This window comes from Clavibacter sp. CT19, assembly GCF_027858075.1.
GTDB lineage: Bacteria > Actinomycetota > Actinomycetes > Actinomycetales > Microbacteriaceae > Clavibacter > Clavibacter tessellarius_A.
Window position 1 is genome coordinate 165,906 of the sequence record NZ_JAQHYR010000008.1, and the last position, 14,739, is coordinate 180,644.

At 73.6% G+C, this 14,739-nt stretch carries 13 protein-coding genes; 1 reads left to right on the top strand and 12 read right to left on the bottom strand.

The annotated features are described in order from the left end of the window. Positions 1-77: 77 nt before the first annotated feature. The 11 genes from PED38_RS11450 to arsB all read right to left on the bottom strand — a co-directional run bounded on the left by PED38_RS11450 (position 78) and on the right by arsB (position 12,912). Positions 78-755, bottom strand: a complete 678-nt coding sequence (locus tag PED38_RS11450) for a hypothetical protein (RefSeq protein WP_270981349.1) — start codon at positions 753-755, stop codon at positions 78-80. 544 nt (positions 756-1,299) lie between these two features. Next, positions 1,300-2,004, bottom strand: a complete 705-nt coding sequence (locus PED38_RS11455; RefSeq protein ID WP_043584090.1) for an SDR family oxidoreductase — start codon at positions 2,002-2,004, stop codon at positions 1,300-1,302. Positions 2,005-2,091: 87 nt separating this feature from the next. Beyond that, the gene (locus PED38_RS11460) at positions 2,092-3,492 is read right to left on the bottom strand and encodes a PfkB family carbohydrate kinase (RefSeq protein ID WP_270981350.1); all 1,401 of its coding nucleotides are present in this window, start codon (positions 3,490-3,492) and stop codon (positions 2,092-2,094) included. Continuing rightward, a complete protein-coding gene (locus tag PED38_RS15885) occupies positions 3,489-5,465 on the bottom strand; it encodes a glycosyltransferase (protein WP_333720445.1) in 1,977 nt (658 codons plus the stop codon). Before PED38_RS15885 ends, PED38_RS11460 begins: the two co-directional genes overlap by 4 nt. Beyond that, positions 5,462-6,523, bottom strand: a complete 1,062-nt coding sequence (locus PED38_RS11475; RefSeq protein WP_270981351.1) for a glycosyltransferase — start codon at positions 6,521-6,523, stop codon at positions 5,462-5,464. The genes PED38_RS15885 and PED38_RS11475 overlap by 4 nt, the downstream gene beginning before the upstream one ends. Then, positions 6,520-8,199: an HAD-IIIA family hydrolase gene (locus PED38_RS11480; RefSeq protein ID WP_270981352.1), complete on the bottom strand. Its 1,680-nt coding sequence runs from the start codon at positions 8,197-8,199 to the stop codon at positions 6,520-6,522. The genes PED38_RS11475 and PED38_RS11480 overlap by 4 nt, the downstream gene beginning before the upstream one ends. A gap of 213 nt (positions 8,200-8,412) precedes the next feature. Next, positions 8,413-9,072, bottom strand: a complete 660-nt coding sequence (locus tag PED38_RS11485; protein ID WP_270981354.1) for a hypothetical protein — start codon at positions 9,070-9,072, stop codon at positions 8,413-8,415. Then, on the bottom strand, positions 9,066-9,911 hold the full coding sequence (locus PED38_RS11490; protein ID WP_270981355.1) for an endonuclease/exonuclease/phosphatase family protein: 846 nt from the start codon (positions 9,909-9,911) through the stop codon (positions 9,066-9,068). The genes PED38_RS11485 and PED38_RS11490 overlap by 7 nt, the downstream gene beginning before the upstream one ends. Before the next feature lie 76 nt (positions 9,912-9,987). Beyond that, entirely contained in the window at positions 9,988-11,313 is a 1,326-nt protein-coding gene (locus PED38_RS11495) for an FAD-dependent oxidoreductase (RefSeq protein ID WP_270981357.1), read from the bottom strand. Between the two features lie 28 nt (positions 11,314-11,341). Beyond that, on the bottom strand, positions 11,342-11,761 hold the full coding sequence (locus PED38_RS11500; RefSeq protein ID WP_270981359.1) for an arsenate reductase ArsC: 420 nt from the start codon (positions 11,759-11,761) through the stop codon (positions 11,342-11,344). A gap of 29 nt (positions 11,762-11,790) precedes the next feature. Further along, entirely contained in the window at positions 11,791-12,912 is a 1,122-nt protein-coding gene (gene arsB, locus PED38_RS11505; protein ID WP_270981361.1) for an ACR3 family arsenite efflux transporter, read from the bottom strand. Between the two features lie 104 nt (positions 12,913-13,016). Here arsB and PED38_RS11510 point away from each other — a divergent pair, with 104 nt between their 5' ends. After that, complete coding sequence (locus tag PED38_RS11510) at positions 13,017-13,367, top strand: ArsR/SmtB family transcription factor (protein WP_063071612.1); 351 nt, start codon at positions 13,017-13,019, stop codon at positions 13,365-13,367. Between the two features lie 30 nt (positions 13,368-13,397). Here PED38_RS11510 and nhaA read toward each other — a convergent pair whose 3' ends face one another. Continuing rightward, the gene (gene nhaA / locus PED38_RS11515) at positions 13,398-14,699 is read right to left on the bottom strand and encodes a Na+/H+ antiporter NhaA (RefSeq protein ID WP_270981362.1); all 1,302 of its coding nucleotides are present in this window, start codon (positions 14,697-14,699) and stop codon (positions 13,398-13,400) included. Between the last annotated feature and the right edge of the window lie 40 nt (positions 14,700-14,739).

The following is a 14,739-nucleotide window of genomic DNA, read 5'->3' on the forward strand; positions in this document are numbered from 1 at the left end:
CGCTATTTACTGAATCGACGAAGCTGGCAAAGTGGATACTTTTTCTCGTTTGGCTCATGCCATTTTTGAGACTCCGACTATCGAAGAGAGCCGCGCCGGTAGTCAGCATTCTCTTCAGGGGGAGGGCAATCAACGCCCTCCTCTTCCGTTCGCCTATCGAGAAGTTGAACAACGGATTCACCAAATTGGCTAGTGGTGCATATCGAGCGAGTCATTCTAGTGTCGACGCCGACGTGCACCCCACGGGTGAGCGTGCTGTCAACGATTAGATATGAGTTGCTCGACTCGATGACATACCCGACGTCAATCGACACTGTTGAGGATGCGATCCTTTCGAGTGGCGCAAAATTCACCGGGGTGGCATATAACTGAGCTGCGTAGATAACAGTGCTTGCAAATAAAACTTGCGCAACACGGTGAAAATCTCCGCGTGGGCTAGAGTCTTCGATTGCCTTGGTTCTTTCTGAAATGTCTTCGTGAATTTCGCTGAGTTGCCTCGAGGGAGTCGCCTTGGGCCGCGCAACTGGCGCGAGGGAAGCGTCAATGGGCTCACCGTTTTCCCGCATTACGGAGCGTCCTTCGCTCCACAAGGCGCGAAGCTCAACATCGTCGGGCACGGCTCCATCTTTAAGCCAGGCTGTCGTCGGCAGTCCCACCGGCGTTCGCCTTGACTCGAGTCGATAATACGCATAAAAAGAAACAAGGGCTATTGTTGCTATAAGCCAGGGCAGGGTAAAGAGGCTCACCAGCGCCATGATTATCAAAACGTTCCACGCACCGTTGCGAACCCGACGAGAGCTTTGGCGGGATCCATAAAGGGTGGCGCTCGCGTTACCTAGGGCAATGACTATAAAATTTATGAACCCAAGAAAAAGAATTACCGCGATGGTCGAAATTGGTAAGTTGCTGGCAATTGCTAGCACCAAGTTGGTGTTACCGCGGGCTCGCACCAATAAATTTATCACTAAGAGTAAGAACGCAATTGCCGGAGCGAGCGTAAGGGCTATGGTGTAGGACGTAGATAACCCTTGTCGCCGTTGCTCATTTTGAAGAACGGCGTCATACGAGGGGTAAATGCCAGGATGTTTAGGAAACACAAACCGAAAGTATCGGCCAAGGCGCCTAAGTTTCGGCACTGTCGCGGCATGCTTGCTGCGGGACAAATGATTCTCCTATCGCATGGTGTTTCGCATGTCGCCTATGCGTCATTTCTGCGCTATGTCTGCAAAAGACGAGTCCGGCCCGGCACGATGCGGAGCCGGCCTCGTACCGTGCGCGGGTGCGCGGATCAGCCGCGACTCACGGCCAGCTGTCCTCGAGCTCGTGGGTGATGACGAGCTCGCGGATCTCGCAGCCGCGGGGCTGGCCGAGGATGAACATCACCGAGTCGGCGACGGCGGCCGGGTCGTTGAGGTTCGCGTCGGAGCCGGGCTTGTACTTCGGGTCGCGGTCGTCGAAGAAGTGGGTCTTCATGCCGGAGGGGATCAGCGTGGTCACGCCGACCTCGCCCTTCGTCTCGGCGGCGAGGGCCCGCGTGAAGCCGAGCACGCCGAACTTGGAGGCGCAGTAGGCGGTCGCATCCGAGACGGCCTTGATGGCGAGCGACGACGCGACGGTGACGACGCGGCCGTGCGACTCGGTGAGGAACGGCAGCGCCGCGCGGACGACGGCGACCGTGCCCATGAGGTTCACGCCGATGACCTTCTCCCACTCGGTGGGGGCGACATCGACGAGGCGGCCGCAGCGGTCGATGCCCGCGGCGGTGACCACGGCATCCAGCCCGCCGTGCGCCTGGGCGATCTCGGTGACGAGCGCCTCGGTGGCGCGGGTGTCGGAGACGTCGATGCGGTGCGCCTCCATGCCGGTGACGCTCGACGTGTCGAGGTCGAGCACGATGGGCTCGCCGCCGGCCGCGAGCACCGCCTGCGCGACCGCGGCGCCGAGCCCGGACGCGCCTCCGGTGATGAGGACGCGGCCGGTGCTGGGGCGGGGGGAGTCGGTCATGGGTGTTCCTTCCGTGGTGCGGATCGCGCCCGTTCGGCGCGGGGGTGCGGGGGAGTCGTGCGGATCAGGGGCTCAGCGCATCAGGGCTCAGCCGACGCGGGCGAGCGCGCCCGCGAGCTTCGTGGTGGAGCGGCCGGGGTGGTACGGGACGGTCACGGCCTGGCCGCCCCACTCGGCGATGACCGCCGACTCGGGGAGGTCCTCAGCGCGGTAGTCGCCGCCCTTGACCCAGAGGTCGGGTTTGATCGAGCGCAACGCCTCCTCGGGGGTGTCCTCGGAGAAGAGCACGACCGCATCCACCACGCCGAGCGACATCAGCAGATCCACGCGGTCCTCCTCGGTCATGATCGGGCGCTCGGGTCCCTTGAGGCGGCGCACCGAGTCGTCCGAGTTGAGGAGCACGACCAGGCAGTCGCCGAGCGCGCGGGCCGCGGCGAGGGTGCGGGCGTGGCCGGCGTGCACGAGGTCGAAGCATCCGCCGGTCGCGACGACGGTGCCGCCGACGGCACGGGTCGCGCGCACGACCTGGAGGGCGCTCGCCGCGTGGCCGCCGATGGGGCGCGCCGCGGGCGGGCCCACGAGGGTGGCGACGCCGCCCGCGTCGACGTACTCGGCGGCCGAGGCGACGGCGTCGCGCACGGCGTCCTCCACCGCGGATCCGGCGGCCAGGGCCGCGAGGGCGGTGGCGGCCAGGCGGTCCCCGGCGCCGCACGGGTCGCCGGTCGCGACGAGCGGGGCGGGCACGACGACGGGCATGGATGCGCCCGCCGCACCCGACGCGGGAGCGGAGCCCGACGCGGGCGCCGACACGAGCAGGGCGCCGCGCTCGCTCATGGTGACGGCGACCGTGCCGACGCCCCACATCTCGCGGAGGATCCGGGCGGCGTCGGCGGCCGCCGACACGTCGCGCCCGGCTAGCCCGGAGAACGCGCGCGCCTCGGCCAGGTTCGGGGTGGCGAGCGCGGTGTTCGGGACGGGCGGCTCGCCCGCGGGGTGCGGATCCCACACGAGCGGCACCACGGCGGCGCGCGCGTCGAGGGCGGCGCGGAGGCGCGGGTCGCGCGTGACGCCGCGGCCGTAGTCGGCGACCACGATGGCATCGGCCGTGGCGATCGCGTCGAGCATCTCGTCGGTCGCCTCCGGCGTGGGTGGCGGCGCGCAGCCCTCGTCGATGCGGGCGATGGCGTGGCCGTCGGCGCGGACGCGGGTCTTCACGGGCGTGGGCGCGCCCGACGGGCCGGCGACCACCTCGATCCGATCGAGGCACGCGCGCAGCGTCTCCGCGCGGTGGTCGTCGGAGAGCACGGTGACGAGGCGCACGTCGTGGCCGTCGCGCGCGAGCATCGTGGCGACGAGGCCCGCGCCGCCGGCACGCGGCAGCGACTCCTCGACCTCGATGACGGGGACGGGCGCGTCGGGGCTGAGCCGGTGCGCCGCGCCGGTCATGTCGACGTCGAGGAGCACGTCGCCGACCACGACGATCCTCATGCCGGCACCTCCGCGGGAGCGGCCGTGGTGGATGCGGGCGTGACCGACACGGGGACGGCGGCGGGGACGGCGGCGGGGGCGGACGCGGGCGCGGCGGATCCCGGCGACGCGGGCGCCGCATCCGCGGTCGCCGACGCGCGCGCGGCCGCCCGGTCGTTCGCCTGCAGGCGGCTCTCGAACGCGCGGCAGATCGCGTGCACGGCCACCAGCTGCGCCTCCTGCACGTTGGCCGAGGGGCCGTCGAGCGCGAGGGACTCGTCGCACGCCTCCACGAGCGGGTTCGGGCCCGGCCCGGTCATCGCCCAGGTGGTGGCGCCGGCGGCGCGCGCGGCGGCCGCCGCCTTCAGCAGGTTGACGCTGCGGCCGCTCGTGGAGAGGAGCACGACGATGTCGCCGGATCTCGCGTGCGCGTGCACCTGCCGGGCGAACACCTCGTCGAAGCCGTAGTCGTTGCCGATCGCGGTGACGGCCGACGACTCGGAGTGCAGCGCGATCGCGGAGAACGGGCGGCGGTCGCCGTCGAAGCGGCCCACCAGCTCGCTCGTGAGGTGCTGGGCCTCGGCCGCGGATCCGCCGTTGCCGGCCGCGATGAGGCGCGCGCCGTGGCTGAGGCGGTCGGCCATCTCGCTGCCCCACGCGGTGAGGCGCGGCGCGTGGGAGCGGAGCGCCTGGAGCACCGGGGCGAGCGCGTCGAGGTGGGCGTCGACCACGGTCGGGTCGGCGGGGAGCTCGTCGACGGCGGCGTCCTGGATCACGGCGCGGTACGCGTCCGCGGTGCGTGCGGCGACCGTCGCCCAGGAGTAGCCGTGCTCCATGCGGTCGCGGCCGGCGCGGCCGAGGGCGCGGCGGCGGGCGGGATCGGCGAGCAGCTCCCCGAGCGCGTCGGCGATGGCGGCGGGGTCGCGCGGCGGCACGAGGATCCCGGTCACGCCGTCCACGACGCTGTCGGTGAGCCCGCCCACGGACGACGCGACGACGGGCACGCCGGAGGCCATCGCCTCGAGCGGCACGATGCCGAACGGCTCGTACCAGGGCGCGCACACGACCACGTCGGCGGTGCGCATCACGGCGGGCATGTCGGCCTGGGAGACGCGGCCGTGCAGGCGCACGCGGTCGGCGACCCCGGCGGCGCGGGCGGCTTCCATCAGGCGACGGGCCTCGGCGTCCTCGGTGGCGCTCGCGGCGTCGCCGGATCCGCCGACGATCACGAGCTCGACGTCCCGGTGGCCGCGGTCGGCGAGGATCCCGAGGGCCGTGATCGCGAGGTCGACGCCCTTGCGCGGCACCAGGCGGCCGACGACCATGACGCGCATCGGGGCGTCGGCGGCTGCGGCGGCGTACGACCGCGGCGTGAAGTGCCCGATGTCGACGCCGCACGGGATGACGGTGATGCGGGCCGCGTCGACGCCCGCGCGCACGAGCTCCGCGGCCTCGTCGGAGCAGGTCGCGATCACGGCGTCGGCGCGGCGGCCGACGCCCGGCTCCAGGTGCGTGCGCTCGGCGGGGCTCGTGTCGTCGGCGCCGAGGTGGCGGCGCTTCACGGATCCGAGCGCGTGGAAGGTGTGCAGCACGGGCGGGGCCGCGGCGGCGCCCACCGGGGAGGCCGCGAGGCGCGCGGCCGCGTCGAGGGCGGCGACCCCGGACATCCAGAAGTGGCTGTGCACCACGTCGGGCCGGTTGGTGCGCCAGTCGGCCAGCAGCCCGTCGGCGAGCTCGCCCATGTGGGGGAGGAGGTCGTCCTTGGGGACGGCGCGCGCGGGTCCGGCGTCGAGGTGCACGACCTCCACGCCGGGCGCGAACGCGACGCGGGCGGGCAGCGCCTCGTCGTCACGGCGCGTGTAGACGGTGACGGTGTGGCCCTCGTCCGCGAGCGCCGCGGACAGCGCCGCGACGTGCACGTTCTGGCCGCCGGCGTCGACCCCGCCGAGGGTGGCCAGCGGGCTGGCGTGCTCCGAGATCATCGCGATCCTCATCGTGTCGTCCTCTCGTCGAGCGGGTGGTGCGGGTGGTGCGGGGGAGTCGGGGAGCCGGATGCGGCGGGCGCGCGGCGGGACCGGCGCGCGGCGGCGGCATCCACCGCGTCGTGCAGCACGGCGTCCATGTCGCGGAGGAAGCGGCCGAGCGAGTAGCGGGCGAGCGCGGCCTCGCGGGCGACGCGGCCGCGGCGGGCGGCCTCGTCGGGATCCGCGGCGAGCAGCCGGGCCACGCGCACGAGGTCGGCCGGGTCGGACGAGATCGCGCCCGCGTCGGGCGGCACCGCGCGCGACGCCTCGGTCGCGTCGAGCACGAGCACGGGCACGCCCAAGTGCATCGCCTCCAGCAGCGACAGGCCGAGCGAGGTCCAGCGGTGCGGGTGCACGTAGGCGCGCAGCCGCGCGAGCTCGGGGTGCATGCGGGCCGTGGGGAGGTCGCCGCGGGGGACGAGGCGCTCGCCGAGGTCGGGGAACGCGCCGGGCAGCAGATCCGTGCCCATCCCGAACACCTCGACGGGCGCGACCGCCGCGAACGCGGGCAGCAGGTCGGTGCCGGTGATGCGTCCGCGGCGCACGGGCTCGTTGATCACCGCGCCGAAGGACGCGACCTCGCCCGTGTAGAGCGCGCCGGGGTCGGGCACGCCGTGCTCGACGACGGTCGTGGGCGCGGATCCGGTGTCCCACATGAGCGCGTTGAAGCGCGTGACGTGGATCACCGGGATGTCGTCGCGGTCGGCGAGCGCGTGCACGGTCTCGGTCGGGGCGCCGCGCGGGGTGTTGTGCTCGAGGAAGACGGCCGGCACGTCGGATCCGAGGCGGCGGCCGAGCAGGCGCTCCGCCTCCTCGACCTCGGCGACGCGCTGGAGGAGCACCAGGTCGACGTGCGTCTCGTGCAGGGACGACGGATCCACCTCGCGCGCGCTCGCGGGCCAGTCGCGTCCGCCGCGGCCGAGGCCCCAGCCGTCGCGCGCGGGCGTGGTCGGGAACAGGATCTCGTGGGATCCGCGCACGAACGAGTCGGTCCAGCCACCGTGGACGTGCCACATCAGGATCCTCATGCGGGCACCTCCGCGTCGGCGCGGGCCGCGGCGTGCGCGGGGTCGCGGTCGGCTGCGGTGCGATCATCCGCGCGGGAGTCAGCGCGGTCGGCCGCGTGCTCGGATCCGGGCCCGGTGGTCGCGAGCAGGCGCTCGACCGCGTCGGCGACCTCCGCGGGCGAGACGCCGGCGAGGCACGGATGGCCGGGCACGGGGCAGTCGCGCGCGCGGCTGAGCTTGCAGGGCGCGTCCTGGTCGCCGAGCAGGATCACGGGCACGCGGTACGGCGCCCAGCGGATCGGCGGCACGACGGGCGAGAACAGGCTCACGACCGGCAGGCCCACCGCGGCGGCGAGGTGCGCGGGCCCGGTGTTGCCGCTCACGAGCACGGCCGCACGGCGCATCAGCGCGCCGAGGCCCGCGAGGTCCGTGCGGCCGCCGAGGTCGAGGGCGGCGGATCCGGCGACGTGCGCCGTGAGGTCCCGCTCATCGGGGCCGCCGGTGACGACCACGGGGATCCCGCGCGCGGCGAGGAGCGCGACCGCATCCCGGTGCTGGGCGGCCGGGTACGAGCGCGCGCCGACCGCGGCGCCCGGGTGCACGAGCGCGAACGGGCCGGCGGGGAGGAGCGCGGCCACGTCATCCGGCAGCGCGGCGTCGAGCACGGCGAGACGGCCGTCGTCGTCGGCCGGCAGCGCGTGCCCGCCCGCGGCGGCGATCGCGAGGGCGCGCTCGGGCTCGGGCTGGTCCTCGTCGAGGTCCTCGCCGGGCTTCAGGCGCACGTCGAGGAGGGAGCCGGCGTAGTCGACGCTCGCGCCCGTGATCCGCTCGACGCCCGCCAGGCGCAGCAGCAGCGCGAGCGGCAGCGGCGACTGGTGGAAGGACGTGAGGATGACGGCCTCGTCCGCGTCGACCTCCGCGAGGATCGCGTGCAGCGCGTCGACCGCGGCGGCGTCGGCGGCGGGCGCGGGGGAGGAGATCCACGGGGAGTCCCACACGTGCACCGCGTGCACGCCGGGCAGCAGCCGGCCGGCGGACGCGCCGCGCGGACCGCAGAGCAGGTGGACCTCGACGCGCGGGTCGGCGGCGACCGCGCGCACCGCGGGCCCCGAGATCAGCACGTCGCCCACGGAGTCGAGCCGCACGACGAGCACCCGGCGGGGCGCGGGGTCGTGGATCAGCAGGTGCACCGCGTCGAGGATCGTCGGCGCCACGAGCTCCGCCTCGGCCACCTCCTCCTCGCGCGTGACGGGCGTCGGCACGAGCACGCCGCGCGCGCCGGCGTTCCGGGCGGCGCCCATGTCGGCGGCGATGTCGCCCACGACCGCGACGGTCGACGGATCCACGCCCCACGTCCGGCAGGCCTCGAGCACCATGCCGGGCTGCGGCTTCCGGCAGTCGCAGCCGTCGTCGGATCCGTGCGGGCACAGCAGCACGAGGTCGAACGCGCCGAGCAGCTCCTGCACGCGCGCGTTCACGGCGTCGGCCTGCGCGCGGGTGATGAGGCCCCGCGCGATCCCGGACTGGTTGGTCACCATGCCGACGCGGAGGCCCGCGGCGCGCACGGCGTCGATCGCCTCGCGGGCGCCGGGCATCAGGGTGACGAGGGCCGGATCCCCGTTGTACGGCACATCGACGACGAGGGTCCCGTCCCGGTCGAACAGGACGGCCTCGAGGTGGTTCCCGGGCGAGCGCATGGTCGGCCCGTACCCGACTGCTCCTCGACCCAAACCCGCCGCGGAGCACTTCTCCTCCGACGGACAGGACCCGCCAGCGCGGCGAGGAGCAGCGCCCCCGCGCGAGGAGCAGCAGCGCCCACGGACGGGGGCGCGGGGATGGGGGCGCGGAGCGGACGCGGTCGCCGGGCGCGGCGCCGCGCGTCGGCACGGCCCGGCTGCGTGCGCCGCGGATCAGCGCGCGGGCGCCCCCGCGATCCACCGCGACCGCGCCAGCAGCATCGGCATGAGCGGCGCGACGAGCAGCGCGCCCAGCCCGCCGACCGCCATGTCGCCGATCGTGTCCGTGTAGCCCGTGAGGATCTCCGGGTCGAGCCACGTCTGCCCTGCCCACTCGCCGAGCTCCCACAGCGCCGAGAGCGCGAGGCCCACGGTGAGGCTGAGGAGGCCGAGGGGCAGCGGCCGCCGGTCGACCACGACGCCGGCGCGGTCGGCGAGCAGGATCACGAGCGCGGCGAGGGCGGCCGTCGTGACGAGGTGCGCGGGGATGTCCCACCACGGCAGCCGCTCGTAGAGGTCGAGCCGGTTGCTCGCGGCGGAGACGAGCGTCGTGATCCCGATGGCGAGATCCAGCCCGGGCCGCGCCCCGAGACCCCGCGGCGCCACGAGCCCGAGCAGCGCGAGCGCGAACATCGCGGAGGTGACGCCCGTCCACGCGAACACGGAGAAGAGGAACGTGAGCAGCCCGATCACGCGCACGGCGTCGGCGAGGACCGCCGTGATCCCGCGGGGCGGCTGCAGGAAGGTGAGCCCGGCCAGCCCGGCGAAGGCCGCGACGTCCTCGGGCGGGGCCGGTGCGCCCGGCGGGGTCGGCGAGGTGGGGTCCGTCAGCACCGCACCGCCGCCTGCAGCGCCTCGTGATCGCTCGGCGCCCGCCCGCCGATGCGCGTCGTGTTGATGCCGACCCGCGCGACCTCGACGTCGGGCGTCACGAGCATCCAGTCGATCCGTCGGGTCGTGCGCTTCGGCGCCTTGTAGTTGGACCAGGTGCCCCACTCGGGCGTGAGCCGCTCGAGCGCGCCGTCCCACGCGTCCACCAGCGCGCCCGACTCGATCAGCAGCCGGTGCGGCTCCGTGTCGATGCCCGCGTTGGTGTCGCCGGAGACGATCGTGGGCACCTGCACCTCGGCGACGATCTCGAGCATCATCCGCGCGGACTCCTCGCGCGACCGCCACGACAGGTGGTCGAAGTGCGTGTTCACGTGACGCAGCGGGAGGCCCGTCGCGCGGTCGAGGAAGTCGGCGACCACGGCGATCCGCGGCACCATGTTGCCCCAGCTGCGGGATCCGGCGACCGCGGGCGTGTCCGACAGCGCGACCTGCCGCCAGCTCGTGAGCTCGAGGCGGCGCGTGTCGTAGAAGGTGGGGCAGCCCTCGCCGTGGCCGTCGGCGTTGCGGCCGTGTCCGATCCGCCGGTAGTGCCGGCCGAGCGCGTGCGACAGCGCCCGACCCTGCGTCGGCATCGCCTCCTGCGTGCCGAGGAGCGCGGGCTGCTCCCGCTGGAGGACCTCGGCGAGGAGCGGCTCGCGGTCGGCCCAGCGGTCGGGGCTGCCCGGCCGGTAGCGGCGGAACAGACGGCGGATGTTGTACGTCATCACGTGCAGCTCGGGTGCCTCGACCGGGCCGATCAGCGCCCGCCCGTCCGTGAGGGTGCCGTCGGCGCTCGGGGTCATGGATCCATCGTCCCCCAGCGCGGCGGCGGCGTCCGCGGCTGGCGGGGAACCGTCACCGGGCGGGCGCGGCTGCGGATCACGCGCAGCAGCCGCCCCCGTCGGATCCGCTGCCGATGTCGGTCGAGCACACCCCGGTCGCCGGGAGGGCGAGCTGCACGCGGCGGGCGGCGTCGTGGCGGCCGGCGAGCTCGTCGGCGATGGAGCGGACCTGCTCGTAGCCGGTGGCGAGCAGGAACGTGGGCGCGCGGCCGTAGCTCTTCATCCCGGCGATGAAGAACCCGGGCTCGGGGTGCGCGAGCTCCGCGACACCGTGGGCGGGGACGCTGCCGCAGGAGTGCAGGTTCGGGTCGATCAGCGGGGCCAGCAGGCGCGGCGCCTCGACGATCTCGTCCAGCGAGAGCCGGATCTCCCGCAGCATGTCGAGGTCCGGGCGGAACCCGGTGGCGTTGACGACGACGTCGGCCTCGATCCGGTGCAGCTCGTCCCGGCGCCGCCCGATGAGCGCGATCCCGCCGTCCTCGGTGGCCGCCACCCGGTCGATCTCGAACCGGTCGGCGAGGGCGATCGCGCCCTGGCGGACGAGGTCGTGCACCACGCCGCCGAGGGCACCGCGCTCGGGCAGCTCGTCCCCGGCGGACCCGTAGACGCGGACGGGCGTCGTGGAGCGGATGGCCCAGGTGATGCTGGTGCCGGGCTCCTCCCGGGCGAGGGCGGCGAGCGCGACGAGGGTGCTGGCGGCCGAGTGGCCCGCGCCGACGACGACCACGTGCCGTCCCGCGAACCGGGCCCGGTCCGCGCCGCGGACGTCGGGCAGGGCGTGGCCGATCCGCTCCGCAACGTCGGCCGGGACCGCGAGCGCGAGCCCGTCGGATGCGAGGGGGTTGGGGGAGGCGTAGGTGCCGGAGGTGTCGATGACGGCCCGGGCGAGGACGTCCTCGACCCCTGCCGCGGTGTCGAGGCGCAGCACGAACGGCACCGACGCGCGTCGGGCGGAGCGGGTGCGGTCCATGCCCTGCCGGGTCACCGCCCGCACCCGCGCGCCGTAGCGGATCCGCGGGGCGAGCTCCGGCGTCGCGGCCAGCGGGGCGAGGTAGGCGTCGACGAGGTCGTGCCCGGTCGGCAGGCGCTTCGCCGCGGGCGCGTCCCATCCGGCGGCGTCGAGGAGCCGCGCGGCGGCGGCGTCGACGAGGAACTCCCACGGGGAGAACAGGCGCGTGTGGCCCCACCGCCGGACGGCGGCACCCGCGGTGTCGCCCGCTTCGTAGACGGTCACCTCGATGCCGCGCTCGAGCAGCTGCGCGGCCGCGGCGAGCCCGACGGGGCCGGCGCCGATGATCGCGACGGGCAGGCCGGCGAGGCGCCGCTCGTCGGTGCGGGGCGGGACGGTCAGCGTCATCGACATGCGGGGCTCCTCGGAGGTGGTGGGTGGATCAGCGGGTGGCGGGCAGGAGCTCGGCGAGGAGCTGCTGCACGCGGCCCTTGATGTCGTCGCGGATGGGCCGGACCTCGTCGAGCCCCTTCCCCTTGGGGTCGGTGAGGTCCCAGTCCTCGTACCGCTTGCCGGGGAAGATCGGGCACACGTCGCCGCAGCCCATCGTGATGACGACATCGGAGTCCTTCACCTGCTCGGTGGTCATGAGCTGGGGCACGGCCTGGGAGATGTCGATGCCCTCCTCAGCCATGGCCTGGATCGCGACGGGGTTGATCTGGTCGCCGGGCTCGGACCCGCCGGAGCGGACCTGGACGGCGCCGCCGGAGAGCTCGCGCATGTACCCGGCGGCCATCTGCGAGCGGCCGGCGTTGTGGATGCAGACGAACAGGACGGTGGGGGCGGCGGCGGTGTCGGTCACTGAGGGCTCCTTGGCAGGCGTGGTGAGGGTCAAGCCCGGTCGGCGACCGGGTCGAGCGCAGAGGCGGCGGGATCGGCCGCGGCGGCCGGGTCCGCGTGGCGGCCGGGGACCAGCCGGGGTCGGAGCCACAGGGCGGCGTAGACGAGCGCGAGCAGCGCCGGCACCTCGATCAGCGGGCCGACGATGCCCGCGAGGGCCTGCCCGGAGGTCGCGCCGAACGTGCCGATCGCGACCGCGATGGCGAGCTCGAAGTTGTTGCCCGCGGCGGTGAAGGCGAGCGTGGTGGTGCGCTCGTAGCCGAGCCCCACGGCCTTCCCGAGCAGGAACCCGGCGAGGAACGTGACGGCGAAGTAGATGACCAGCGGGATCGCGATGCGGACCACGTCGAGCGGACGGTCGATGACCTGCTGCCCCTGGAGCGCGAAGAGCATCACGATCGTGAACAGCAGCCCGTAGAGCGCGAACGGCCCGACCTTCGGCAGGAACCGGTCCTCGTACCACGCACGGCCGCGGGCCTTCTCGCCGATGCGGCGGGACAGGTACCCGGCGAGCAGCGGGATCCCGAGGAACACGAGCACGGATGCGGTGATGGCCCAGAACGAGAACCCCGCGCTCGTGGTCGGAAGCCCCAGCCAGGACGGCAGGAGCTGGAGGTAGAACCAGCCGAGCGCGCCGAATGCGAGCACCTGGAAGACGCTGTTGACCGCGACGAGGAACGCCGCCGCCTCCCGGTCGCCGCACGCGAGGTCGTTCCAGATCAGCACCATCGCGATGCAGCGCGCGAGGCCCACGATGATGAGCCCGGTGCGGTATTCGGGCAGGTCCGGGAGCAGCAACCAGGCGAGCGCGAACATCAGCGCGGGGCCGACGATCCAGTTCATGGCGAGCGAGGAGATCAGCAAGCGCCGGTCGCCCGCGACGGCGCGGGCGTCCGAGTAGCGGACCTTCGCGAGCACCGGGTACATCATCACCAGCAGCCCGACCGCGATCGGCACGCTCACCGATCCGATGCTGGACGCGTGCAGCGCCTCGCCGACCACCGGTGCGAAGACAGCCAGCAGGAGGCCGGCGCCCATCGCGGCGAGGATCCACACCGGCAGCAGCCGGTCGGTGGTGCCGAGGCGGACGGGAGCGGGAGCAGCAGGAGGCATCGAGGGGTGTCGCGACTTCCGGTCGGCGGGTCATCGACGTGCGTCGATGACCTGAGCATGACGCAGCCCATCGACAGCTGTCAATGTGTGCGAGGATCGGGCGCATGGCCGTCCTCGACATGCTCCCCCTCACGGACGTGACCGCGTGCTGCGCGCCGCTCACGCGGGAGGTCATGAGCGCCGACGGTGCGGACAAGCTCGCCCGCTCGCTGCGCGCGATCGCGGACCCCGCCCGGCTCCGCCTCATCTCGATGGTGGCCGCGCACGACGGCCAGGAGGCCTGCGTGTGCGACCTCACCGAGCCGCTCGGCCTCGGGCAGTCGACGGTCTCGCACCACCTCAAGGTGCTCGTCGACGCCGGGATCCTCAGCCGCGACAAGCGCGGCAGCTGGGCCTACTACCGCCTCGTGCCGGGCGCGCTCGACGCGCTCGCCGGGCTGCTCCGCACCGTCTGAGCCCGGCCGAGGAGCGCTGCGCGGTCGCCCTCAGGCCTCGGCGGCTCCGGCCCCGTCGCCCCGCGCCTCCGCCGGCAGCCGCCGCCCGCGCACGCTGAGGATCGTGCCACCCACGACCGCCGAGATCAGCGACCCCACGAGCACGCCGACCTTCACCACGTCGTCCTGCGCGCTGCCCGTGCCGTAGGCGAGCTCGCCCACGAGGAGCGAGACCGTGAAGCCGATGCCCGCGACGAACGAGAGGCCGACGACGTCCGGCCAGCGGAGCGTCGGGTCGAGGCGGATCCCGGGCAGCCGCGTCACGAGCAGCGAGGCGCCCGTGATCCCCGCGGCCTTGCCCACGACGAGCGCCACGACGATCCCGATGGCGACGCTGTCGGACAGCGACTCCCGCAGCCCGTCGAGCCCGCCGACCGCGACCCCGGCGGAGAGGAACGCGAAGACCGGCACCGCGACGCCGGAGGAGACCGGCGACCAGCGCTCGGCGAAGTGGTGCGTGAGGGCGTGCCGCTCCTCGTGCCCGTCGGCGTCCCGGTGCGTGACGCCGGCGCGGGCGGTCGCGACGGCGGGCACCAGGATCCCGAGGACGACGCCGGCGATGGTCGCGTGGATCCCCGACGCGTGCACGAGCGCCCACGCGGCGACGCCCAGCGGGATGAGCACGTACCAGGCGCGCACGCCGCGGCGCACGAGGATCCCGAACGCGGCGAGCGGAACGAGCGCCAGCAGCAGCGGCACGAACGCGATGCCCGCCGTGTAGAAGACGGCGATGATCGTGATCGCCAGCAGGTCGTCGACCACCGCGAGAGTGAGCAGGAACGTCCGGAGCGCGGGCGGCAGCCGCTTCCCGACCACGGCGACCACGGCGACCGCGAACGCGATGTCGGTCGCGGCGGGGATCGCCCAGCCCTGCAGGGCCTCGGATCCGGCGCTGAGGTTGATCAGCGTGAAGATCGCCGCGGGCACGATCACGCCGCCCACCGCCGCCGCGATCGGCAGGGTCGCGACGCGCGGATCCCGCAAGGACCCCGCCACGAACTCCTGCTTGAGCTCGAGGCCGACGACGAAGAAGAAGATCGCGAGCAGCCCGTCGGCGGCCCACGTGCCGACGCTGAGGTGGAGGTGCAGCGCCTCGGGGCCGAACTCGAATCCGCGGACGCGCTCGTAGAGGTCGGCGGCCGGGCTGTTCGCCACGACGAGGGCGAGCACGGTCGCGATGAGCAGGAGGATCCCGCCGGTCGTGTCGCGGCTGAGGAACCGGGCGAGCCGGGCACCGCGGCCGGGCGCGGCGGGCGCGTGCGGAGGGGTGGGCAGGGGTGCAGAGGAGGTCATGTGCGTCTTCCGTCGACGAGCGCGAGCAGGGCGTCTCCGC